Genomic DNA, 22507 nt, shown 5'->3' on the forward strand with positions numbered 1-22507 from the left:
TTCTATTCACAGTATAGCAGAAGATCGTGATGCATTAAGGTTTAGACGCTTACAGATAAGGGAACCGAATGTTAAAAGTAGACGTCCTAATTTGCGTGTTGCATTAACGGCTCAGTTTATATGTATGATATACTTACGCAATAAGAAATGTTGGATTCATGGAATTAACAATTGATGAATGATAACAAATAAATGGAGAAACGCTGGAGGAGACGCAATTGTTTATTGCACTGGGACTTTGTTTGTTCTTGTCTTTCTTTTTATCGGGAAGTGAAACAGCTCTGACTGCTATCAATCGAATGAAAGTTCAATTGCGCGCGGATCAGGGAGACATTAAATCGATAAAATTAAGGAAATTGATTTCCAAGCCGGATCGTATGATTACGGCCATTTTAATCGGAAATAATATTGCCAATATTTTAATGCCGACCATTGTAACGATGATTGCCATCGACAAAGGATTGAGTATTGGATTATTGACAGGGATTTTAACGGTAGTTTTGATTATATTTGGAGAGGTATTACCGAAAACGATTGCTGCTACATTTGCGGATCGTATCGCGTATATCGTAGCACCACCTATTACGGTACTCGTGAAGTTATTGATTCCATTGACGTTAGTCTTGTCACTGTTTACAAATTTCTTCGTTCGTTTGATTTCTAAAGGAACGATTACAGAAGCGACTTTGACGAAAGAAGACGTCCGTTCTATGGTAGATATCGCATCTACAGAAGGTACATTCGGGCAAGATGAATCTCTTCGTTTAAAAGGGATGCTCGACTTCCGCGATAAAGATGTCAGTGATGTAATGGAAACACACCGTACGGACATTATTTCGCTATCGATGGATTCTACGTATGAAGAAGTACGCGATGTCGTATTGCAATATTTCTACACTCGCTACCCTGTATATGAAGAAAGTATCGACAAAGTGGTCGGTATTTTTTATTCGAAAATGATAATCGAGTGGTCGATGTATCCTGAGCGGTCGTTTGCGGATGTCATTGATCGTCAACCTTTGTTCGTCGTCCAGACAGCCAGTGTGGAACTAGTATTTAAACGGATGCTGACACAAAAGAAGCATATGGCCATCGTGCTAGATGAATACGGTGGAACACTTGGTATTGTAACGCAGGAAGATATTATTGAAGAAATGATTGGACAGGATATAGAGGATGAAACGGATGTAGAGGAAGAGTCGATGGTCTTTGAGAAAGAAGATAATCACTTAGTTTGTCAAGGACGCTTGGAGATTGAAGACGTCATTGAACTTCTCGACATAGAGTTGCCGACAGATCATGATACAATCGGCGGATTTGTTTTTCAAGAAGTGGGTCATATTCCCGAAGTGGGTGAATCGTTCAACTACAAGTCGTTGTTGTTTGAAATCGAAGAGATGGATCGAACACGGATTTTACGTCTGAGGATTACCAAGAAAGAAGAACAAGAAGAGGCCATAGAAGTTTAAGAGATGTCAAGTGACCTTACATAACTGTAAGGTTACTGAAAGAGAAAGCGATAGTTCATAATGTGTTTGTCGGTGATAATAAGGGTATCAGTTACAAAACGGAGGCTACTTATTATGAAAAACGACTTAAACGCATTATACGAAGAATATGGACGCTATATATATCATTTATGTCTTAAATTGACTCGCAATAAAGAAGAAGCAGAAGATCTCATGCAAGACGTATGGGTAAAGGTTGTACGCTATAGTGGTGAAATGAGCGAAGTGAACCGTATGAAGGCTTGGTTAACAACGATTTGTATGAACACATTCCGCGACCGGTATAGAAAAAATGTACGTCACAGTCAATACGTGATGAATCAACCTGATACATTAGACGTTCCGATCCTTGATTTGGTTCCCAGTAATTCGAAAACACCTGCTGAGTTGATGGAGCAGAGTGATATTTCGGAGCTGGTGCAGCAGAAGATCGGCGAGTTGGATGGGATTTACCGGAAGACGATTGAGTATTTCTATGTGAATCAGTATTCGTTGGTAGAGATTGCCGGGTTGATGAGTGTATCGATCGGTACGGTGAAGTCTCGCTTGTTCCGTGCGAAGAAGTATTTGAAGGAGTTGCTCGTACAAGACGAAGCAGCCCATGAATATGTAATGGCTTAAGCTCACACTTGCTGTGGGCTTTTTTTATGGGGTGAGAGGATAGATAAAAAGTGAAAATTAGTAAGTGGGAGGGGATTGAGGCTCCAGCAGGGGACGCTTTCCGGAGGGCGTGGCTTGAGCCTCCTCGTCCGCTTTGCTCCCTGCGGGGTCTCAAGGCGCACGCTGATCCTCCCGGAGTCGCCCCAGCTTCCGTCTCAATCCTACTTTGAAAGTAGAAGGATATAGAATGCTTACTGCCGTTAGTGCGTGACTTAGTGTTGTTATTTTTGAACTTAGTTAAGGTCAAGTACGGTTCCAGTTCAGAACGACTTACAATCCTAACTTCAATGAACTTGAAAAGTATCACCCACTCGTATTGCGAGTAAAAGCGTAGCGTTAGGAGCACATCTTTGCACTAGGAGGGGCGACTCCCGAGAGCCCATGGGAAAGCGTCCGCCTAGAGCGCAAATCCCCACCCCTATCCATGGCCAGCTATACTTAATTCCAAACCAAAAACAACCTCCATCAGCAATACCTGATAGAGGCTGTTCGTGTTTAATTCGTCGCTTCAGCAAGTTGCTTGTTCAAATCTGCGAGGCGCTCTTCCATTCTAGAAAGGCGTAGTTCTGCGTTCTCGATCATCTTCACATGACCCGTCGACTCCAACTTCTCCATATCACCCTGCAAGCTGATGTAGTCCATCTTCAGCTCAGCGATCTCTTGCTCCAACTGATCCTTCGTCATAACGGAAAACTCCTATCATATGTTTTCCTTTAGTGTAACATATTCTGTCTTGTGCGTTTAGGAAACTCTAGCAAGTAACGGATCGCCTCAATTACCTCTTTGTTACTCGTACCTACATCGATTTGCAACTGCTTTTTGATCGCGCGTTCCTTACGTGCGTCATGCAGCAATGGTTCCATAATCGCGTTCAGTAAGTTTGACTGTGTTACTTTACGGCCGAGGCCAAGGTGGGTGAAGCCGTTTCTTTCGGTCGGAAAGCCGAGGTTTGATTCGAACTCGTTTTGGGCAAGTACAATACAAGGTACACCGATAACAGCTACTTCATAAGGTGTATAGCCCGCATCACACAGAACCATATCGGCTTTGGAGAACAACTCTGCACGGTTGTCCGGGGCTTGGACGACTTTTGTATTCGGTCGGCTTAATGCCATCATTTGGATTTCACTCACATCATGTTTATAATTCTTTCCTAGTAGCACCATAACGGATAAAGGAATTTGCAGTTGCTTTAAATGTCGCAACGCACGAAACGTGAGATTTCCGGGATCTTCATCACCGAATGAAATGACGAGTTGCGATGAAGATAGGGATTTTCTCTTTAAACCGGCATGTCGAAAAGATTCCAGTGAAGCGTCTGCTATGAATGTCTCAGGCCCCACGATATAGTGCTCGGCATGTAGTTCCTGAGTTTCCGGATACAGCGTCTGGATCACCCAGTCTGCTAATTGTCCGCCATCACCAAAATCATCGAAATGTAGAATACTAGGCACTAGTTCGTGAATCTTGATCATTTCGTCCTTATAGCTTGGACCACTGTCACGAATCAAAAGATCAGGCTGAAGTTTACCTATTAATTTAATGAATGAAGAAGGGCCGATTACTTTATGGCATGTAAAATCTTCGCTTGGGACTGGTGTTTCTTGATCGTATAAAAAGATGACTTGTGCTTCGCTTTTTAGCGTATTTGCCAGTATTAGTGCACGGCGTAAAGGATAACTTCCCTTACCTTCAGTTATGGAAAGATAGATCACGATTGTTTTTTGGACTTGTTTTTCGATAGGAACCACCCTTTCTGAATCTGCTCGTTCCTCTTACCCTATGAAAAAGAGCAATTGTTTATTACAATGAGAAGAAAGTGCTTCAGAAAGGCTTGGAAGAGGGAAGGAGGCGACCTACCTAATGTTCAATTCATTGATTATGGATTTAATGTTGGTCGTATTAATTGGTGTAGCGTCGCAATGGATAGCATGGCGCACGAGAATGCCAGCGATTGTCGTGATGGCGATTGCGGGTCTGTTGGTTGGACCTATTTTCGGTTTGATCAATCCGCAGCAATCCATGGGAGATTTATATTCTCCGATTATTACGTTTGCGGTAGCTATTATATTATTTGAAGGAAGTTTGAATCTCGATTTTAAAGAAATTAAAGGATTTGGTCGTCCCGTTGCGCGAATCGTTACATTCGGCGCGTTCATCGCGTGGATTGCCGGTTCACTTGCAGCCCACTATATCGCAGGATTGTCGTGGGAAGTGGCATTCATCATCGGGGGATTATTTATCGTAACAGGCCCTACCGTCATCCTACCTTTATTACGACAAGCGCGATTAAAGCCTCGTGCTGCAGCCATATTGAAGTGGGAAGGTATTGTCGTAGATCCGTTCGGCGCACTTTTAGCAGTCTTTGCATTTGAAGTGATCAAGTTCCTAAATAATGAAGTAACAGTCAAAGCGATGTTGCTTTTCGTGGGCGCATCACTATTTTCTGTGCTTCTTGGTTGGGGGACCAGTCGGATATTAGGTACATCGTTTGAAAAAGGTTGGGTACCTGAGTTTTTAAAAGCGCCTATTTTATTCGGCTTTGTATTATTCGTCTTCGTATTATCTGATGAAATCATGCATGAGACGGGCTTATTGGCCGTCACAGCGATGGGGATGACGATGGCGAATATGCATTTGACTACACTAGAAGACATCCGTGAATTCAAGGAGAACATTTCTGTGTTGCTTATTTCAGGGATTTTCGTCATGCTGACAGCTTCCCTCAATCCGCATATACTGATTGAAATTTTGAATCCGAAAATTATACTATACGTACTCGCGATGCTATTCGTCGTCAGACCGCTATCTATCTGGGTATCAACAATCGGCACTGATTTGACGAATCGTGAGAAAACACTCATCGGGTGGATTGCGCCGCGAGGAATTGTAGCACTGACCGTTTCGGGATATTTCGCTTCGATTTTGCTCGAGAACGGCTACAAAGATGCAGAACTATTGACTGCACTAACCTTTGCGCTCGTATTTTCGACCGTTATCGTACACGGCTTCTCGATTGGTTGGCTCGCAAAGAAACTGAATTTGACCACACCGATCGAGTCGGGTGTTGTGCTCATCGGTAGCACGAGGTTTGTAGCCGAACTGGCGAAGAACATTAGTGACGCAGGTCATAAAGTATTAGTTATTGAAGGTTCGTGGGGCGGTCTTTCCAACGCACGAAAGCTCAGTGTTCCAACATATATGGGAGATATCTTATCTGAACATACCGGGTATCATCTCGACTTAACGCCATACCGTTATATTTTGGCTATGACCAAGACCGATACTTATAATTCACATGTATGTGCTGACTTCACACCTGATCTAGGAAGGGACTTACTGTTCCAAACGACAACGCATAAACGAAGCGCAGATCAACAGTTTAATTTAGCAACAGGGCAGTTCCTGTTTACACCGAACTTGTCCATCCATGAACTGGACGAGCGCATTCATCAAGGACACGTATTCCGTAAGACGTTGCTGACGAAACAATACAGCTACACCCAGTACTTACGCGAACGCGATGACCAGTCGGTATTGCTATACGTCATGCGTGCAAATGGAGACATGGAGTTCTACACGGCAGAAAAAGAACTCCAAGCACAGACAGGGGATACCATCGTAGCGCTCTCGACGTTGAATAAAACCATCGAGCGGACAATTGACAAATTGGAAGAAAAGAACGGCAAAGCCAATGTGCCGAAAGATATCGTCGTAACGAAGTTCTTGGAAGATGCCCCAAATGAAAAACCAGAAATACCAGGAGACACGCCTCCGAAGATTATGAAGAAATAAGGGATTGAAATAGGTAAAGTAGAATTAGTATCGTGCTAGGGAAAGCGTCCGCCAGCTGCAGCTTCCATCCCATGCACAATCCAATTAACTCTCTAATTCATTCACCGTTCGCCCTTGAACTTAATACCCCTTACAAAGTTTCAAACCACACACTACTCCAAGTAGCGTGTGGTTTGTTTGGTTTCATAGAAAAGAGGGTAGTTATACTACACATGTTTGCCTAACAAAAACTAGTAAAAATCACCCGTCACGCATACCCTCATAGTATGAAATGCGTACTTGCTGGGTAAAATGAACACAATAACCCGCACGATTCCAATCTTTTGATGGATTGGCAGTTCACGCGCTATTGCGTAAACTAGTAATACTAGACACTCGTATCGAAAATTTCTATTCGGAGGTGGATGCCATGAATGCTGTAATGGGGTTTGCGAGCGCTGCCGAACAACTGCAGCGGTATGACGCAGTCCGTAGAAAGAATGCCGAGAACGCCTATGAACGCCAAACAGAATTTCGGGAACAAGCGCAAAAGACCAAAGATGATTTAGTCGCCCTGCTGCGCGGAAACTCACAACCCATTGAAAAACTTGAGGAAACACCAAACGACATCCAAAAGCTTGGCGCAGGCCAGGTCAAAAATATCTCGATTCCACTTGGCAACAACCTAGATGAAACTATTGAATTATGGCGTGATGTTCGCAAAGAAGCGTACTCTGAAGTCGCGCCGACGACTGCGGACTATCAGCTAGCTAGTAAAGCATCAGCGAAGATTACACAAGCTGAACTACAGTTAGCGTTACATAACCGCGCCAAAAAAATCCACGATCAAATGAAGGCCGTCGATAAAAATGTTGTAACTGACGGACCAAGTCGCATGCAACAGCAATACAGTCATGCGTTTTCCATCTATCAAGTACAAAGTCAAGCCAAATTGAATCAGTACCAAATGGATCAGCCCCAACTAAATGTCAGCGTCTGATCCGATTCGCTTGAAAACGGAGCTCGTTTTGCTGGAACCCAGTGAAATGGGCTTTTTAGTTATACATAGCATATACAAGTTTTCTATTAGAACGAAAGAAAGGATGTCACGTATATGGCAAAAAAACATAAGTCCCCTAAAACGAACGCAATTCGTATTCTTGAAAGTGAAGCTATCCCACATGAAGTCCGTAGCTACGAAACAGACGACGGAGAGAATGATGGAATTTCAGTTGCCAATAAAACGAATGAATCGGTTGCGAACGTCTATAAAACGCTCGTAGCAATGGCTAGTAAAACGGATTTGCTCGTTTTTATCATTCCCGTATCAGATGAGTTGGATTTAAAAAAGGCTGCAAAAGCGGCAGGATTTAAAAAAGTGGAAATGCTACCAATGAAAGAACTGACGAAAGAAACGGGTTATGTCCGTGGCGGATGTTCGCCAATCGGCATGAAACGAGAGTTACCGACGTTCATTGACAAACAAGCGGAAGCGCTCGACTATTTTTATGTCAGCGCAGGTAAAGTCGGTTTACAAATGAAATTGGCCCCTCACGACTTGGCGCTTGTCGCAAAAGCACAATTCAGTGATCTCATAAAGTAAGAACCTAGCAACCTTGTCGATTTCTGTTACAATGAATCAATGAAGACATTGACAACTAAAAGAAAGAAGAATGTATATGCGTAATTTACTAGCTTGGCGGTGGATATTTTTCATCGGCGGCATGATGATAATGTCACTCGGGATCTCGTTGATGATTAAAGGTCAACGTCTTGGAATTGCACCGTGGGACGTATTCCATATCGGTTTGTATCAAAACTTCGGGTTAACGATAGGTTCATGGAGTATAATATCAGGTTTTGTTATCATTGCGGTGACGTCGGTGATTTTAAGAGAGTGGCCGAGACTAGGTACATGGTTAAATATGTTGGTGATCGGTGTATTTATTGACTTTTTCAACTGGCTTTTGCCGGATGTCACATCATTGACTGCACAAATCATTTTATTCATCATCGGTGTATTCGTTTTATCCTATGGTGTAGGAATCTACGTTTCACCAAATCTTGGTGCGGGTCCACGTGATAGCTTGATGATACTGTTCGTCGAAAAATTTGGCTGGAGCCTTCGATTGGTGCGTACTACGATAGAAGCAATCGCCACGTTATTTGGTTTCATCCTCGGCGGACCTGTCGGGATTGGTACACTCGTTGTTGTCATATTCTCTGGACAAATCATTCAGATTGCCTTGCCGCAATGCAAGAAAATATTGCTGAAGATTACTCAACAAACGGATGAGAAAGTGTTATTGAACTATAAAGAAGCATAAGCCATCAAGGCTGTGCTTTTTTTATTTGCCTATACATATGATGAAAGGAAGAAAGAAAGGGTGGTCAACATACACGGTTATATTACAGAATACATGGGAACAGCCTATACAGGACAAGGCGTGCAGCACAAATACGAGGAGTTGCTTGCAGAATCTAAGAAAACGATATTTTTGAAGTGTCTGCCTACGCATTCCTTATCGCAAGTACTTAATGACTTGGCGGTCTACTTTGTCAACAGGGGTTATCATGTAGATAGATTCATGAATCCTGGCCATGTGGATAAAACCGATGCGCTGTTCGTAAAAGGACTGGAACTGTTCATCTTACAGGCTTCGCATCCGATTTCATTTGAGCCGACAGAACTGGGCAGACGCCATAAAGTATTTTGCTTCTATGATGTCTATCATCAAGATCAGCTGCTCGTTCGGCATGATGAAGTAAGTACGTTGCTGAGGGAAGAAAGAAGTCACTTCGAACAGTCGTTGAAGGCATTGAAAAAGGCAAAAGCGATCCATGATGAGTGGGAACTGGTCAATATCGCGCGCATGGATTGGCCGCGCCACGAAGAGATTACGGAAGAATTAAAGAGAGAGATATTCGGCACTATGGAGCTGACGAAAACTGCCCACGTCTCGCATCGAATTATCGGTTCGTTGTCCGCTGGCAGTGCACATGATTTCATCCCGTCTATTACAAGACATATGAAACGACGCTTTTTAATTAAAGGGTTGCCGGGTACAGGGAAATCTACTATGATGCGTGCGCTAGGAGATGAAGCGCAGCGTCGAGGGATAAATGTGTTATATGGCTGGTGTGGTCTGGATCCGGCAAGTATTGACTTAGTGCTGTTTCCAGAGTTATCGATTTGCTTGTTTGACGCAACGAAACCTCATGCCTATGATGCAGATAGTCCGCGTGATGAATTAGTAGATATTGTTCCGCTATGTGCGAAGGACGAGGAAGCAGAAAAGCAGATTGAAGATATTCGACAGCGTTATCAAACGACCATTGGAGAAGCGGGCAAACAGATGCAAGTCGCTGTGCAAGCACAAAACAGCGTAAGAATCCAAATGGACCGAGCGTTGAATGTGGAAGTATTTGAGAAGAAGTTGCAAAGTCTTTATGCCTTTATTAAAGAGTATGAAGACAAGTGATTTAGTATAAAACACAAAAAAACCGCAGAGGCTCTGCGGTTTTTACTTGAATGTATGAATATAAAAAGCTTCATTATGCAACCAATCGAGTGCCTCTGTATCGTTCGCTGCCCATCGTTTTTCCATATCAGGTAGCATCCAGATCGTTTGTGATGCATGTGCGCGCAAAGCCGCAATCTTTTTATCCGCCACGTCTGGCGTATGGTGTACGATATGCGGTTCACCAAGTTGCTTCAACGTATCATTGTCGAAAGCTTTCATGTATAGCACAGGACGGGTCGCTTCAGGCATGCGACTCATCGCTTCGATCACGGCTACGCCTGTCGCATTGTGGTCGGGGTGCACAGCAAGCGTCGGATGGAATGAGATGACTAATGAAGGGTTTAATTCATCTATCAGATCGGTCATCATCGTAATGAGTTTCTCTGGATCTTCGAATTCTATTGTTTTGTCCCGAAGTCCCATCATTCGTAAATCTGTCAAACCCATTGCGTCACATGCATCCAGCAACTCTTGCTTACGGATCTGCGGCAGTGTTTCACGGTTCGCGAATGGTGGATTTCCTAGGTTTCGACCCATTTCGCCAAGTGTCAGGCAAGCATACGTAACGGGTACGCCCATTTCAATGTATTCTGCAATGGTTCCGGCGATTCCGAATGATTCATCGTCAGGGTGAGGGAATACAACGAGTACGTGTCGTTCTTTTTGCAACATCAAAAAATCTCCCTTCTTAATAAGCAAATGGTGTTTCACTGATTTCGAACGCAACCGCAAGTTTTCCGTCAGGTCCAAGTCCTGCCATCAGTAAACGATTATGCTCATCCAGTGTGTAATGTGTAATCCCTTGTGCGTAAATCCAACCGCTCGGCAACTTCAAGCCAATTCGGTGAGGGGATTCGCCTGCTACTTTTCCAAGTTCATAGCGAATGACGACATTACGAATGAATGCCCCCGCATTGAAAAAACCTTCTTGGAAATGAGAAGCATACGAACCGTTTGTGGTTTCCAAATGTATGTAAACATCTTTATTAGCAAAGGAGTCCAGTAACTCCTGTAAGTGTTTCGCGTCAACAGTTTCCATGCTCAACCTCCTAAATACTGCAGTCATTTTACTGCAATTCATCTATTTATTAGTATATAGATTGTACGGTTTAATTGCGATTAGACGGCTCATAAAAAAAGTCAGGCCTAGACCTGACTTTTGCGCTTATACTTCCTGCAGCTTTACCTGTGGTGCGTCAAACTGGTTTTTTGCACCGTGCATGACAGGTCCTACATACTCATTGAGCTTCCAGCCGTGCGTAATTGCCGCTGTGACGAACTGTTTTGCTTCAATGACCGCGTCTTTAATCGTCATACCATTCGCTAGATTCGCTGTGATGGCTGCAGCAAACGTACAGCCTGCACCGTGATTATACTGTGTATCCGCTTTTTCTGATTTCAATACCGTAAATGTCGTGCCATCGTAGAATAAATCTACGGCTGCTTCGTGATCAAGTTGTTTACCGCCTTTGATCACAACATTGCGTGCACCCAGTTCATGGATTTTCTGCGCCGCTACTTTCATGTCGTCAATAGTCTTCGGTGTTTTCATAGAAGCTAATTGTCCTGCTTCGAATAAATTCGGTGTGACAATTTCTGCTTTGGGCACAAGATATTTGATCATCGCGTCTGTATTGCCTGGATTCAGTACTTCATCTTCACCTTTACACACCATGACAGGGTCGATAACTACATGATCTAAACCGGACTCATCAATTGCCTGGCCTGCGGTTTTGATAATTTCCTCCGTGCTAAGCATGCCTGTTTTAATTGCATCGATCCCAGTCGACAACGCCGTCTTCAATTGCGCTTTTACGACATCAATCGGTAATGAATAGACATCATGTGACCAGTTTTGATCGGGATCCATCGTTACAATTACTGTTACTGCCGTCATGCCGTATGTACCGTGTTCTTGAAAAGTCTTCAGATCCGCTTGAATACCTGCGCCGCCTGATGTATCCGAGCCTGCAATCGTTAAAGTTTTCTTCAATGGCATAATAAAACATCTCCTTCGCTTACTACTTTTTCTTGCTATTTATAGTATACAACTAATTGTCGGAATACAATCAATTTGGATGTTTAGCAAACCTAGAAGTCACGTTATACGTATACGTTCTGCTAATGAAACCTATTAGTCGACAGAACGTACAGATAGAGACAAAGTGTCTGATCATAAGATAGGATGTGAGCCATGAGTAAGCATGATTCATCCAAAAGAGGGAAAAAGGAAAGACAAGGGGCAGATGCGCAACCCGTCATACCGTTTGCTGGACGAAAAAAAACGAAGCGCAAACGCAGGGGCGGAATTTTGGAACTTGCCTTTAGTTTATGGTCCTCGTGGAGAAAAACATATACTTTGCTTATTTTATTATTGATCGCCGCACTTATTACCCTGCCAATCGCAGGATTTTATTTAATGCAACTAGGTTCTACATTTTCTGAACAAAAAACAGCCTTCGTCGAGCGCGTACGAGAATTGCAGGAGTTGGCGACCGCCGAAGCCTATACGAAAGTTCTCATCGAACGCACGGACAACGAATTATTCGGCCGAAGCATAGGCGTTAATTTTCCTGGAACGAAACGGAATTTATTAGTGGTGATTCCCGGCTCTGTTAAGGCTGGAATCGACCTCAGTAAAGTCACTGAGCACGATATGCAAGTGGATGAAGAAGAAAAACGCATACAGTTAACGATACCGAAAGCTGAATTCCTAGGTGGTGCCGAACTATATTTCGATAAAGTGGAAGTGTATTCGGTAGAGGGACTCTTCCGCGGTAAAGCGGATATTAAAGAAGGTTATGAACTAGCGAATGAAGCCAAAACAGTACTGATGGAAGAAGCATCCGAGCAGGGTGTGCTGGATTCTGCTGAACAGAATGCAGTCAAATCGCTAAAGGATATGTTTTCATTCGCTGGCTATCGATTGGATATTGAATTTAAGGAGTGATGCATATGGTAGCAGAATTTCGTAATGATTGGGATCGCATGCTAAAAGATGAATTCAACAAACCGTACTATCAGGAATTGCGTACATTTTTACACAAAGAATATACACATCACGTCATTTATCCGCAAATGACCGACATGTGGACAGCTTTTAAACTAACAGCTTTTCAGGACGTCAAAGTGGTAATATTGGGTCAAGATCCGTATCACGGACCTAATCAAGCGCATGGCATGAGTTTTTCCGTACAACCTGGCATTAAGTTGCCTCCAAGTTTGCGCAATATCTTTAAGGAGCTGTCTTCGGATATCGGTATGGATATTCCAACAGAGGGAATGTTGACAGGATGGGCCGAACAAGGTGTATTATTATTGAATACGGTACTGACTGTGCGTGAAGGGGAAGCGGCTTCACATCGCGGCAAAGGCTGGGAACTGTTTACGGATGAAGTCATTCGCAAACTATCCATGCGCAACGACCCTATTGTCTTCATTCTATGGGGGAAGCATGCCCAGGAAAAAACCGCTTTGATTAACCGTAGACGTCATGCAATCATCGAATCACCACATCCAAGTCCGTTTAGTGCATCGCGCGGATTTTTTGGGAGCCGACCATTTTCCAAAACAAATGAGTACTTGACTAAGTGGAATAAAGAGCCGATTGATTGGTCAAAAACTACGAAGTGAACAACTAGAAAGGAAGTGTGACTATGGCAGTCAATTGTTTCGACTGTATCTTCTTTTATACAACATGGGACCCTGCAAATCCGCGGGGCTGCAAGGCATATGGATTTAAGACGAAAATGTTACCTTCTATTGTAGTGAAGCGCTCCTCTGGTATGGAGTGCATGAAGTTTGAACCGAAAAAGGGGATGAAAATGCGATGATTACTGCTTCAAAATTGCTTGGAGAAATGGAACAACAAGTGCGCTTAGCAAAGCAAGCACAAGACGAAGCGACGCAGCGGGAAGCGATTTATGCTGTGCGAACCTTATGTAATTTAATGCTGAATGAAGAACGGCCGTCCGAACCGTCCATTCCGCAATCTGTGCAACTGAGTTCTGTTCATGCAGCGCCAGTCACTTCGTTGAGCGAACAACCATTGCATGAACCGGATGCTAATGGGGAGTCATTGTTTGATTTCTAATAACGCCACAAACCGTTCAAAAACCTGTTAATTCTAGCCCTGACGATATGATAGACTAGAATCAGGATATATATGATTTGTTAGAAAGAAGGAATATTCATGCCGTTTTTTATAATTGCTGGAGCTATTAACGCGGCTATTGCAGTTGGATTTGGGGCGTTTGGTGCACACGCATTAAAGGATCGCTTGTCCGAACACTATTTAGCCGTCTGGGAAACCGCGGTACAATATCAGATGTTTCATGCGATTGCCTTACTTGCCATTGGTATTTTGATGAGCAGTGCATTGCTTGGACCATCGACACAACTATCGTGGGCCGGCTATTTGATCTTGGCTGGTATCATTATTTTCTCGGGAAGTCTGTATGTACTTAGTTTATCTGGAATCGGAATACTCGGCGCCATCACGCCTATAGGCGGCGTCGCGTTCATTGCTGGCTGGATCATGTTGATTATTGCCGCAGTGAAATTCGGTAGATAATAAAGGAAAACCGCTCACACAGGATGAGCGGTTTTTTTCTTATGGCGTTTGGTCGAAGTAATTTAATTCCTCAGGGAACTCGGCATAATCGAAGTAGATCATCGGGAATAAGTAGCGTCTACCCGTTCCGGCTTCACTGAGGATTACGTGGTCACGTCCGGCAGCTTCTACCATGCCTGTAACAGCCTTCGTGTTCTTGCCTGCTTCTACCGCATGTTCGAATGAAAAGTGAAAGACGCCCGGTTTTCCTCTGTTGAGCCTGAGGATATTCTCGATATACGATTGTTCTCTGAAGGGTATAGTGGGCCCGCCCCCTTGTGGGTTAGTTTGTGGCGGTACCATTTGTTGCTGGCCGTAGCCGGGATTCCAATAATAATTAACCATTTTAACATCCTTTCCAGATAAGGTAGTATTTCTTGCGGGCGGTCTTGAAGGAAAAACGTTTATAGGGATACACGTCGTTTCCTTCGAAGTTTATCGTGATGAGAGTGGAACAAAACCTCCTTGTTGGTATCTTATGTTGGAGGAGGGGGAGGTATGAATGGAGATTTGGAATGTGGAGTTCAAGAGCTTGCAATGTGATGTGCGTTGTATGTGTGAAAGTGATAGCAACGTTTCGCTGCGTTTCAGGCGGACGCGTTCGGGAGGGTGGGCGGTGAACCACACCCCTTCGCTTCGCTCGCAGGGTGTTTCACCTGTCCCACTAATCCTCCCCGAGTCGCCGCCTTACACTTCGCTTCACTGGTGGCTTGTTCTTGAGTTAGAAAGTGAGGTTCAAGACCCTGTGCAAGTTGTGAATTTTAGTTGTATGTAGAACCTAACTATGTTGAAAGTTAACAATAATTCACTTGCTATGGATAATGAGAGTTCTAAGTAGCACCAATAACTATGTAGGATTTAAGCGGAAGCTGGGGCGACTCCGGGTGGATAAGCGTGCGCCTTGAGACCCCGCAGGAAGCGTAGCGTACGAGGAGGCTCAAGCCACGCCCACCGGAAAGCGTCCCCAGCTGGAGCTTCAATCCCGAACCGCTAGCCAAATTAACTCTTTCCTCCAGACAAAAAAGCCGCGAACTATTTTGTTCGCGGCTTCGTAATTATTTATTATACTTCAAAAAATGCTGCGCGCTTGTCGGCTTCTAGAATCGTACCGATAAAGAACGAACCAAACACGCCGTAGCGTGCGCTGACTTCGTCAAAACGCATTTCGTACACGAGTTTCTTGAACTGCAACACGTCATCAGAGAACAACGTGACGCCCCACTCGTAATCATCAAAACCGACTGAACCGGAAATGATTTGCTTCACTTTTCCTGCATAGCCTCGGCCAATCATGCCATGGCTGCGCATTAAACTCTTACGGTTGTCCATGTCGAGCATGTACCAGTTATCGTCGCCTTCGCGCTTCTTGTCCATCGGATAGAAACAAATGTATTGGCTACGTGGCAATTCAGGATACAAACGTCCGCGCACATATGGATTCTGGTACGGGTCTTCGTCCGACTCGCCTGCAAGGTAGTTCGACAACTCGACTACGGATACATAAGAATAAGCTGGGATCGTATAATCTGCGATCGTTAATTTATTGAATTCTGCCTCTAATTGTTGAAGATCATCCATTGTTGGACGTAATGTCATAAGCATGAAATCTGCTTTCTGGCCAATTACCGTATAAAAAGCATGGCTGCCTGTTTTAGCGTCATCCGCTTCTTGCATACGGTCCAAAAATGTTAGAAATTCATTGACTGCTGCCTGGCGCTCTTCTTTTGAAATCAGTTTCCAAGAAGCCCAGTCCATCGTACGAAAATCATGAAGTACATACCAACCGTCTAATGTAATAGCTGCTTCGTTCACTTGAATTCAGTCTCCTTTTAAATCAAAGTAGTTTCTTTTTCAAGTGTATCATAAACGGTCTATGGTCGTTAAGGAATAAGATGGCGCGTACGTTATATACGATGAAAATATGCACTAATCCGACAACTGTCTGAAAACTTGGAATTTCTTAGTGAATTAATTTAGATTTTCAGGTATGATGAATAGGAAAATATAACAAAGGGTGGGAATTACACATGGCAGATCTTTTTGAAGGTATTCGTAAAACGTTGGAAGGCAAAGGAAAGACCATTGTATTGCCTGAGGGGGAAGACGTTAGAATACTAGAAGCGGCTGTACATCTTCAGCAAGAGGGGATCATTACACCGGTATTATTAGGTAATGAAGAGACCGTAAAAAAAGTGGCGCAAGACGGTGGTTTCGATATTTCCGAAATTCAGTTGATCGATCCTGCAAGCGCTTCCTATTTTAATGAGTTAGCGGAAAAGTTCGTGGAACGTCGCGCTGGGAAAGTCACAATTGAACAGGCACGCGAGCAATTGAAAGATGTAAACTATTTCGGAACTATGCTAATCTATACAGGACGTGTAGACGGTTTGGTGAGTGGGGCTGCACATTCGACGGCAGATACAGTTCGTCCGGCATTGCAGATCATCAAGACGAAACCTGGCATTACTAAAACAAGCGGTGCTTTCATTATGATGAAGGAAGAAGAGCGTATGATCTTTGCAGATTGTGCTATCACGGTAAATCCAACAGCACAAGAGTTAGCTGAAATTGCGGTGGAAAGTACGAAGACGGCAAAGGCATTCGGAATCGATCCGCGTGTGGCAATGCTTTCATTCTCGACTAAAGGTTCTGCTGTAACAGAAGAAACGGAAAAAGTAGTAGAAGCCGCTAGAATTGCAAAGGAATTGGCACCTGAACTATTGATCGACGGAGAATTCCAATTTGACGCAGCGTACGTACCAAGTGTAGCCGCGAAGAAAGCCCCAGAATCCGTCATCAAAGGCGATGCAAACGTCTTTATTTTCCCAACTTTGGATGCCGGCAACATCGGCTATAAATTGACTGAACGTCTTGGTGGATATGAAGCGATTGGACCGATTCTTCAAGGCTTGAATGGTCCTGTCAACGATTTGTCACGCGGCTGTTCTGCAGAAGACGTGTACAAATTGTCTATCATCACAGCAGCTCAAAGCCTATAATTACAGGCTCCAAGTTTGTGAAACGTCTACATACAATCCAGATTAACAACTATAGGAGAACTAGACATGTCACAAGATAAACATTTATTGAATCAACCGGCTTGGCGCTTTATCGACGAATCGATCTCGGCGCGTAATCGTTCAGCGCTTGAATCTTTCGCCATGGACGATACATTATGCCAATTAGTCGGACAGCAAAAAAGTGTCCCCGTCGTTAGAACATGGGTGCACGATCATACAGTGGTCTTAGGAATTCAAGATCATCGAATGCCTTACATCCAGCAAGCGATGGAAGGAATAGCGCAGCACGGCTATCAGTCGATTGTCCGAAATTCAGGTGGCCTTGCTGTAGTATTAGATAATGGGATATTGAATATCTCGCTCATTTTTTCGGAACAGAAATCTTCAATCGATATTCCTGTAGGTTACGAAGCGATGCTGTCGCTAGTTCAGTTGCTATTTCCAGAACTCGGCGAACGGATTAAAGCTTATGAAATCGTTGGTTCGTATTGTCCAGGTTCATACGATTTAAGTGTGGATGGCAAGAAGTTCGCAGGCATTTCCCAACGTCGTCTACGTCAAGGAGTCGCTGTACAAGTGTATTTATGCATAGAAGGCAGTGGATCTGAACGTGCGGAGATGATTCGAGAAGTCTATGAGACGGGATTGCAAGGTGAGCAGACAAAATTCAGCTATCCTGTGATTCAGCCTGATACTATGGCGTCGTTATCAGAAATTCTTGATACGCAATTGACCGTCAATGAAGTAGTCATTCGCCTACAGTTATTATTGCGTTCGTTGACAGACGATGTGCGGCATGGCGGCTTGACGGATGAAGAAATGGAATTGTACGGCTTTTATTTGCAACGGGTATTTGAACGTAATCAAAAGATGTTATCATAGAACGAAAAAAGCTGCCAATCAGTTATCGATTGGCGGCTCTTTTGATGCGACTAAATTTCCATTTGGCTCCATTTTAAATAACGGTGCGATGTGTTCGCTTTCTTCATTCAATGCGATTAGTCTACGTGCTCGGTTCATGATCTGGACGAATTGCTCGTAATCTTCTTTCAACGTTTTGTTCTCTTTTTTCAGATTGTCTATTTGTGTTTCCAGCGTTTTCATTTGCTCGGTCGCTGTTTTTGCCGTCTGTCTCCAACGAAGTGCATCTGTATCTGCACCACCGTTATGATGCATGCGAATTAAATACGCGATGACGGTATCGAGGGATAGGGCGGATAGGGGAACCTGGATTTTTTCCTGGCCATCCGGACCTGCTTCTGGGTTGTACATTTGCTGGTTGCGTCTTTTAAAATCTGTACCTAGCACACGCAACGTTTGCTTTCTCTCTTTCTTTGCTTCGGCGAGTTCTTCCTCGTATTCTCTTCGTACGACAGCGTTCCATCTGAATCCGCAAGCCGCGGCTGTTCGGTTTAGTGCGTCGCCTACTTCCTCAAATGCACCAAGCTGTGTACTTCCTTCTCTTACATGTCGTAGCACCGTCTCTGCCAATAATTCATCGTCCCGTTCTAACCAAGCATCTTGTCTAACTTTCACCATCTCCATGCCTCCTGTCTTGTACTCTCTTTCTACTGCCATTATGACCACGAAACGAATCTTTTATTCAGAGAGTTACAAAATTCTATGAAGATGGTAATAAAATGGGCAGATTTTTTGGGTGAGTGGGAGTTAAGTAAAGTTAGCGGGGGTAGGCTGGCAGGGTGTTGGGGTGGGGATTTGCGCTCTAGGCGGACGCGTTCGGGAGGGTGGGCGGTGAACCACACCCCTAGTGCAAAGATGTGCTCCTAACACTACGCTTTTACTCGCAAAAGCCGTACTACGCTACGGCTTTCGCTTCGCTCGCCGGGTGTTTCACCTGTCCCACTGATCCTCCCCGAGTCGCCGCCTCCTAGTGCAAAGATGTGCTCCTAACGCTTCGCTTTTACTCGCAAAAGCCGTCCTCCGCTACGGCTCTCGCTCCAATCCCTTACGTTGTAAGCGGGTGATACTTCTTGTTGGCATTGAAGTTAGGATTGTAATCTGTTTTGAACTTGAACTTAAATAGGTTTAGTCACAATAATAACTTACATATTAACTCCAGGGAGCAATCTAAGTAACTCCCACTCAATAGGTAGGATGGAAGCGGAAGCTGGTGGCGACTCCTGATGGATCAGCCCGATCAGGTGAGACAACTAAAGGAACGCAGTGACTAGTTGGCTCACCGCGGGCCCATAGGAAAGCGTCCGCCAGCTGGAGCTTCCATCCCAAAGTAGACACTAAGTCACTCTCTTCTACAAACACATTCCAACACCAACCGTTTAAAATCCGTCATAGAGTACTATGTCACGTCACGTCGTTTTTTGTTATACTGTAACGAATGAAGGATGAGGTGACGACATGACGTACCAATACGAAAAATTGCCCGAGGAGAAAGTGTTCAAAGACCCCGTGCACCGCTACATACACGTCCGCGACCGCGTAATCTGGGACCTGGTCAACACGCGCGAATTCCAGCGCCTGCGTAGGATCCGCCAACTCGGCACCACGTACCTAGTGTTCCACGGCGCAGAACATAGCCGCTTCCAGCACTCGCTTGGCGTCTATGAAATCGTCCGGCGCATTCTTGACGACGGCTTCAGCTTAAGAGAAGAGTGGGACGAAGAACAACGACTCGTTGCCCTATGTGCAGCGCTGTTGCATGACCTCGGACACGGTCCGTTTTCTCACGCATTTGAAAAAGTATTCAATCTGGATCACGAACAATTCACTCAGAAAATTTTATTGGAACAGACAGAAGTCCATGAAGTGTTGCGTCGTGTGTCGCCAGATTTCCCACAAAAAGTTGCAGATGTCATTGACAAAACGTACCCGGATAAATTGGTCGTTAGCTTGATTTCCAGTCAAATTGACGCGGACCGCATGGATTATCTTCAGCGCGATGCGTATTACACAGGCGTATCGTACGGCCACTTCGACATGGAACGTATTTTGCGCGTCATGCGTCCGACTGAGGAACAAGTAGTCATTAAACATAGCGGTATGCACGCAGTGGAAGATTATATTATGAGTCGTTACCAAATGTACTGGCAAGTGTACTTCCATCCAGTATCGCGTAGCGCAGAAGTGATTCTGATTAAAATTTTGCATAGAGCGAAGTTTTTATTCGAAAACGGGTATGCATTTAAGCAAGAGCCGATGCATTTCATTTCATTCTTCGCGCAAGAGTTCAAATTGAAAGAGTACATAGCCCTTGATGAGGGCGTGTTATTGACGTATTTCCAGCTGTGGATGGAAGAGAACGATACGATTTTAGCTGATTTATGCGATCGTTTCGTGAACAGACGTTTATTTCAGTATGCGGAGTTCGATCCGGCAGTGCAGTATATGAAATTCGGAGAACTCATCACGTTATTCAAAGAAGCTGGGCTCGATCCAGAATATTATTTGGTGACGGATTCTTCATCTGATTTGCCTTATGACTTTTACCGTCCGGGTGAAGAGAATGAGCGTGTCCCGATTTATTTACAACTAGAAAATGGTGATTTGCGTGAACTGTCGCGCATGTCGGATGTGGTAGAAGCGATATCAGGAAAACGCAGAACAGACCATAAAATTTATTATCCTGAAGATTTGTTGATAGATGGAAACCCGTTGCATGAGAAGATTTTGGAATTGTTGAGAGGTTAAGAGAGGGGTTGCGGGACTTGCTGCAAGAGCATGCAAAAATCGTTCAGTTTATATCGTTGGCGAATGAAGTAAATGGCCGTAAGAAGATGCAAAAGATGGTGTATATATTGAAAAAGATGAATTTCCCTTTCGCGGAGAAATACGAACTCCATATGTACGGTCCTTATTCGGAAGAACTGACATTGCGAGTGGAAGAATTATGCGAGATGGGTTTTTTGGCAGAACGCTTTGAGGACAAGGGGTCATATAAGCAATATTGCTATCAAGTGACGGATGAAGGCTCTAAATTCATTTCGACAGCAGACGCACCAAAAGAGCAGCTGCCGGGTTGTATTGAGCGATTGAATGAAAAGTCGTCTCGATTTTTGGAACTTGTTTCGACGTTGTTGTTTTTCGATCAACTCGATAAAGAGGATCAAATTGCTAAAGTACGTATTGTGAAAAATAAATTGAACTTCACCGATCAGGAAATGGAACAAGCTTTTGATTTCATTGAAGAGATGCAAGTAAGTTCAGTAAGTTACATGTAGCAATAAAAAAGGATTCTCACGATGAGAATCCTTTTGCTGATTTTACTGTTCACTCATAAGTTTTCCATTTTTAAAAAGATGGTTTTTTGGCATTTCTTCAATGAAAACTGTTACGCTATCAGTAGTAGCACCAGTTGTTTCTACAACCGCTTGTGTAACCTTTTCACATAGTGCACGTTTTTGATCGTCTGTGCGACCTTCAAGCATTTTTACCGTTACGTATGGCATTTTATTTCCTCCTTAGCAGAAAATTCAGGTATAGTACATATAATAACAGAGACGGAGGGCGATTTACATGGCAAGTGAGCAAAATTCAAAACCAAAGTTAGGTTTTACTATCATAAAAAATGATCCGACAGACGGTCATAAGGGATTCGGTATCGGGTCACTATCATTGGAAAACATCTCACCCGTGATCATCGATGTTGAAGAAGGTACAGCGCAAGTGGAAATGGGCGCTATGCATGCCCGCAGTGATACGGAGCGCGGAATCAAATTTACGACAGATCGCAAAGATTCTGAAGGTGGAAAGCCGTACTGGTTAGTTTGGGTTACCATTGATTACCGTGAAGAAGGACCGTATTATGCAGGAATTACGGCTTGTGAGATGGTGGTCAACCGTGAAAAGAGACGCGGCTATAAATTACTAGCAGATCACGTCAACCGCATGGACAAATCAATGAAGCGTAAAATCATGGTAGACGAAATGGACGATCGTTCAAAAAATATCTTGAAGGACTTCCTCCAATCGCATAATGCGGAACTATGGGAACGCAGTACACCTGAATTACACGAAGGTTTACGCACGGAGTAAGCTGAAAATTTATTGGAATCAAAACTTCAAATCTCGTCAAATAAGTCAAAAATGTGACAATTTGCATTACCTCCTCTTTGAGGTTGAATGTCTGCATAAAAGGAAGTAAACTAAATATACAGCTTTGCGCTGTAATCTAGGACACCCGTTATGCAGACAATTGTTTGATAAAACACAAACCCAAGCAGTGCGGATTCATTCGATCACTGCATATCGGTCAAAAAAGCCACACTCTCCGCGGATACGGAGAATGTGGCTTTTTTCAATGGATAGAGAAGTGGGGCGCTACTGCTACTGCTACTGCAAATGCTCAATCGGAGGCTTTATCCGCCCTATCACGGCCGCTAACCGCCCTATCAGAGCGGCCGAGCGCTCTATCAAGCCTGCTATTCGCTCTAT

The 22507-nt window shown here is 43.9% G+C and carries 26 protein-coding genes; 17 read left to right on the forward strand and 9 right to left on the reverse strand.

All coding sequences use genetic code 11. From position 1 onward, the window contains the following. Positions 1-218 precede the first annotated feature (218 nt). Positions 219-1469 carry a hemolysin family protein gene (locus SporoP32a_RS11900; protein ID WP_085428083.1) on the forward strand — a complete coding sequence of 417 codons (1251 nt, stop codon included), beginning with the start codon at positions 219-221 and terminating at the stop codon, positions 1467-1469. Positions 1470-1583: 114 nt separating this feature from the next. Continuing rightward, positions 1584-2129 (forward strand): RNA polymerase sigma factor, encoded by a 546-nt coding sequence (locus SporoP32a_RS11905; protein ID WP_085428084.1) that lies wholly within the window; start codon positions 1584-1586, stop codon positions 2127-2129. Positions 2130-2663: 534 nt separating this feature from the next. On the opposite strand, the gene SporoP32a_RS11910 is transcribed toward SporoP32a_RS11905, so the two are convergent. Together SporoP32a_RS11910 and SporoP32a_RS11915 are read right to left on the reverse strand one after the other, a co-directional pair. Continuing rightward, positions 2664-2852, reverse strand: coding sequence for an SE1832 family protein (locus SporoP32a_RS11910; RefSeq protein WP_085428085.1), 189 nt, complete (start codon positions 2850-2852; stop codon positions 2664-2666). 29 nt (positions 2853-2881) lie between these two features. Continuing rightward, a complete protein-coding gene (locus SporoP32a_RS11915; protein ID WP_085428086.1) occupies positions 2882-3919 on the reverse strand; it encodes a hypothetical protein in 1038 nt (345 codons plus the stop codon). 112 nt (positions 3920-4031) lie between these two features. On the opposite strand from SporoP32a_RS11915, the gene SporoP32a_RS11920 reads away from it, so the two are divergent. The 5 genes from SporoP32a_RS11920 to SporoP32a_RS11940 all read left to right on the forward strand — a co-directional run bounded on the left by SporoP32a_RS11920 (position 4032) and on the right by SporoP32a_RS11940 (position 9424). Further along, a complete protein-coding gene (locus SporoP32a_RS11920; protein WP_085428087.1) occupies positions 4032-5963 on the forward strand; it encodes a cation:proton antiporter in 1932 nt (643 codons plus the stop codon). Between the two features lie 409 nt (positions 5964-6372). Continuing rightward, complete coding sequence (locus SporoP32a_RS11925) at positions 6373-6942, forward strand: hypothetical protein (protein ID WP_085428088.1); 570 nt, start codon at positions 6373-6375, stop codon at positions 6940-6942. A 114-nt stretch (positions 6943-7056) separates the two neighbouring features. After that, positions 7057-7545, forward strand: a complete 489-nt coding sequence (gene ybaK, locus SporoP32a_RS11930; RefSeq protein WP_085428089.1) for a Cys-tRNA(Pro) deacylase — start codon at positions 7057-7059, stop codon at positions 7543-7545. Positions 7546-7621: 76 nt separating this feature from the next. Beyond that, the gene (locus SporoP32a_RS11935; protein WP_085428090.1) at positions 7622-8269 is read left to right on the forward strand and encodes a YczE/YyaS/YitT family protein; all 648 of its coding nucleotides are present in this window, start codon (positions 7622-7624) and stop codon (positions 8267-8269) included. Positions 8270-8329: 60 nt separating this feature from the next. Continuing rightward, positions 8330-9424 carry a hypothetical protein gene (locus SporoP32a_RS11940; protein ID WP_085428091.1) on the forward strand — a complete coding sequence of 365 codons (1095 nt, stop codon included), beginning with the start codon at positions 8330-8332 and terminating at the stop codon, positions 9422-9424. A gap of 42 nt (positions 9425-9466) precedes the next feature. Here the strand turns inward: SporoP32a_RS11940 and bshB2 are convergent, their stop codons facing one another. The 3 genes from bshB2 to thiD form a co-directional block, all read right to left on the reverse strand. Beyond that, a complete protein-coding gene (bshB2, locus tag SporoP32a_RS11945; RefSeq protein WP_085428092.1) occupies positions 9467-10141 on the reverse strand; it encodes a bacillithiol biosynthesis deacetylase BshB2 in 675 nt (224 codons plus the stop codon). 13 nt (positions 10142-10154) lie between these two features. Then, entirely contained in the window at positions 10155-10505 is a 351-nt protein-coding gene (locus SporoP32a_RS11950; RefSeq protein WP_085428093.1) for a YojF family protein, read from the reverse strand. Positions 10506-10631: 126 nt separating this feature from the next. Further along, positions 10632-11465: a bifunctional hydroxymethylpyrimidine kinase/phosphomethylpyrimidine kinase gene (gene thiD, locus SporoP32a_RS11955; RefSeq protein WP_085428094.1), complete on the reverse strand. Its 834-nt coding sequence runs from the start codon at positions 11463-11465 to the stop codon at positions 10632-10634. Positions 11466-11660: 195 nt separating this feature from the next. On the opposite strand from thiD, the gene SporoP32a_RS11960 reads away from it, so the two are divergent. From SporoP32a_RS11960 to SporoP32a_RS11980, 5 genes are all read left to right on the forward strand, one after another. After that, positions 11661-12416 (forward strand): DUF4230 domain-containing protein, encoded by a 756-nt coding sequence (locus SporoP32a_RS11960; RefSeq protein ID WP_085428095.1) that lies wholly within the window; start codon positions 11661-11663, stop codon positions 12414-12416. Positions 12417-12421: 5 nt separating this feature from the next. Beyond that, on the forward strand, positions 12422-13099 hold the full coding sequence (locus tag SporoP32a_RS11965; protein ID WP_085428096.1) for a uracil-DNA glycosylase: 678 nt from the start codon (positions 12422-12424) through the stop codon (positions 13097-13099). Between the two features lie 23 nt (positions 13100-13122). Further along, the gene (locus tag SporoP32a_RS17220; RefSeq protein WP_085428097.1) at positions 13123-13299 is read left to right on the forward strand and encodes a uracil-DNA glycosylase; all 177 of its coding nucleotides are present in this window, start codon (positions 13123-13125) and stop codon (positions 13297-13299) included. Beyond that, entirely contained in the window at positions 13296-13559 is a 264-nt protein-coding gene (locus tag SporoP32a_RS11975; RefSeq protein ID WP_085428098.1) for a YwdI family protein, read from the forward strand. The genes SporoP32a_RS17220 and SporoP32a_RS11975 overlap by 4 nt, the downstream gene beginning before the upstream one ends. 99 nt (positions 13560-13658) lie before the next feature. Beyond that, complete coding sequence (locus SporoP32a_RS11980; RefSeq protein WP_085428099.1) at positions 13659-14039, forward strand: DUF423 domain-containing protein; 381 nt, start codon at positions 13659-13661, stop codon at positions 14037-14039. A gap of 39 nt (positions 14040-14078) precedes the next feature. Here SporoP32a_RS11980 and gerQ read toward each other — a convergent pair whose 3' ends face one another. Both gerQ and hemQ read right to left on the reverse strand, forming a co-directional pair. Further along, entirely contained in the window at positions 14079-14423 is a 345-nt protein-coding gene (gene gerQ, locus SporoP32a_RS11985) for a spore coat protein GerQ (protein ID WP_085428100.1), read from the reverse strand. A 717-nt stretch (positions 14424-15140) separates the two neighbouring features. Further along, entirely contained in the window at positions 15141-15890 is a 750-nt protein-coding gene (hemQ, locus tag SporoP32a_RS11995; RefSeq protein WP_085428102.1) for a hydrogen peroxide-dependent heme synthase, read from the reverse strand. 215 nt (positions 15891-16105) lie between these two features. On the opposite strand from hemQ, the gene pta reads away from it, so the two are divergent. Beyond that, a complete protein-coding gene (gene pta / locus SporoP32a_RS12000; protein ID WP_085428103.1) occupies positions 16106-17077 on the forward strand; it encodes a phosphate acetyltransferase in 972 nt (323 codons plus the stop codon). A 66-nt stretch (positions 17078-17143) separates the two neighbouring features. Continuing rightward, entirely contained in the window at positions 17144-17980 is an 837-nt protein-coding gene (locus tag SporoP32a_RS12005; protein ID WP_085428104.1) for an octanoyl-[GcvH]:protein N-octanoyltransferase, read from the forward strand. Positions 17981-17998: 18 nt separating this feature from the next. Here SporoP32a_RS12005 and SporoP32a_RS12010 read toward each other — a convergent pair whose 3' ends face one another. Continuing rightward, positions 17999-18637, reverse strand: a complete 639-nt coding sequence (locus SporoP32a_RS12010; RefSeq protein WP_085428105.1) for an RsfA family transcriptional regulator — start codon at positions 18635-18637, stop codon at positions 17999-18001. 837 nt (positions 18638-19474) lie between these two features. Between SporoP32a_RS12010 and SporoP32a_RS12015 the strand changes: the two genes are divergently transcribed. Next, complete coding sequence (locus SporoP32a_RS12015) at positions 19475-20764, forward strand: HD domain-containing protein (RefSeq protein WP_085428106.1); 1290 nt, start codon at positions 19475-19477, stop codon at positions 20762-20764. Between the two features lie 17 nt (positions 20765-20781). After that, complete coding sequence (locus SporoP32a_RS12020; protein WP_085428107.1) at positions 20782-21294, forward strand: YwgA family protein; 513 nt, start codon at positions 20782-20784, stop codon at positions 21292-21294. A gap of 42 nt (positions 21295-21336) precedes the next feature. Here the strand turns inward: SporoP32a_RS12020 and SporoP32a_RS12025 are convergent, their stop codons facing one another. Beyond that, positions 21337-21522, reverse strand: a complete 186-nt coding sequence (locus tag SporoP32a_RS12025) for a 2-hydroxymuconate tautomerase (RefSeq protein ID WP_085428108.1) — start codon at positions 21520-21522, stop codon at positions 21337-21339. A 67-nt stretch (positions 21523-21589) separates the two neighbouring features. Between SporoP32a_RS12025 and SporoP32a_RS12030 the strand changes: the two genes are divergently transcribed. Continuing rightward, complete coding sequence (locus SporoP32a_RS12030) at positions 21590-22108, forward strand: YwhD family protein (RefSeq protein ID WP_085428109.1); 519 nt, start codon at positions 21590-21592, stop codon at positions 22106-22108. Positions 22109-22507: the final 399 nt, after the last annotated feature.

Origin of the sequence: Sporosarcina ureae, assembly GCF_002109325.1 — a bacterium.
GTDB lineage: Bacteria > Bacillota > Bacilli > Bacillales_A > Planococcaceae > Sporosarcina > Sporosarcina ureae_C.

Excerpts from the sequence above, each read along its gene's own strand:
- SporoP32a_RS11975 (WP_085428098.1), top strand. The coding sequence starts at position 13,296 with ATGATTACTGCTTCAAAATTGCTTGGAGAAATGGAACAACAAGTGCGC.
- SporoP32a_RS11925 (WP_085428088.1), top strand. The coding sequence starts at position 6,373 with ATGAATGCTGTAATGGGGTTTGCGAGCGCTGCCGAACAACTGCAGCGG.
- gerQ (WP_085428100.1), bottom strand. The coding sequence starts at position 14,423 with ATGGTTAATTATTATTGGAATCCCGGCTACGGCCAGCAACAAATGGTA.
- SporoP32a_RS11960 (WP_085428095.1), top strand. The coding sequence starts at position 11,661 with ATGAGTAAGCATGATTCATCCAAAAGAGGGAAAAAGGAAAGACAAGGG.
- SporoP32a_RS11965 (WP_085428096.1), top strand. The coding sequence starts at position 12,422 with ATGGTAGCAGAATTTCGTAATGATTGGGATCGCATGCTAAAAGATGAA.
- SporoP32a_RS11910 (WP_085428085.1), bottom strand. The coding sequence starts at position 2,852 with ATGACGAAGGATCAGTTGGAGCAAGAGATCGCTGAGCTGAAGATGGAC.
- SporoP32a_RS11905 (WP_085428084.1), top strand. The coding sequence starts at position 1,584 with ATGAAAAACGACTTAAACGCATTATACGAAGAATATGGACGCTATATA.
- SporoP32a_RS17220 (WP_085428097.1), top strand. The coding sequence starts at position 13,123 with ATGGCAGTCAATTGTTTCGACTGTATCTTCTTTTATACAACATGGGAC.
- SporoP32a_RS12030 (WP_085428109.1), top strand. The coding sequence starts at position 21,590 with ATGGCAAGTGAGCAAAATTCAAAACCAAAGTTAGGTTTTACTATCATA.
- SporoP32a_RS11980 (WP_085428099.1), top strand. The coding sequence starts at position 13,659 with ATGCCGTTTTTTATAATTGCTGGAGCTATTAACGCGGCTATTGCAGTT.
- SporoP32a_RS11950 (WP_085428093.1), bottom strand. The coding sequence starts at position 10,505 with ATGGAAACTGTTGACGCGAAACACTTACAGGAGTTACTGGACTCCTTT.
- ybaK (WP_085428089.1), top strand. The coding sequence starts at position 7,057 with ATGGCAAAAAAACATAAGTCCCCTAAAACGAACGCAATTCGTATTCTT.
- SporoP32a_RS11935 (WP_085428090.1), top strand. The coding sequence starts at position 7,622 with ATGCGTAATTTACTAGCTTGGCGGTGGATATTTTTCATCGGCGGCATG.
- SporoP32a_RS12025 (WP_085428108.1), bottom strand. The coding sequence starts at position 21,522 with ATGCCATACGTAACGGTAAAAATGCTTGAAGGTCGCACAGACGATCAA.
- pta (WP_085428103.1), top strand. The coding sequence starts at position 16,106 with ATGGCAGATCTTTTTGAAGGTATTCGTAAAACGTTGGAAGGCAAAGGA.
- SporoP32a_RS12015 (WP_085428106.1), top strand. The coding sequence starts at position 19,475 with ATGACGTACCAATACGAAAAATTGCCCGAGGAGAAAGTGTTCAAAGAC.
- SporoP32a_RS12005 (WP_085428104.1), top strand. The coding sequence starts at position 17,144 with ATGTCACAAGATAAACATTTATTGAATCAACCGGCTTGGCGCTTTATC.
- thiD (WP_085428094.1), bottom strand. The coding sequence starts at position 11,465 with ATGCCATTGAAGAAAACTTTAACGATTGCAGGCTCGGATACATCAGGC.
- SporoP32a_RS11920 (WP_085428087.1), top strand. The coding sequence starts at position 4,032 with ATGTTCAATTCATTGATTATGGATTTAATGTTGGTCGTATTAATTGGT.
- SporoP32a_RS12010 (WP_085428105.1), bottom strand. The coding sequence starts at position 18,637 with ATGGTGAAAGTTAGACAAGATGCTTGGTTAGAACGGGACGATGAATTA.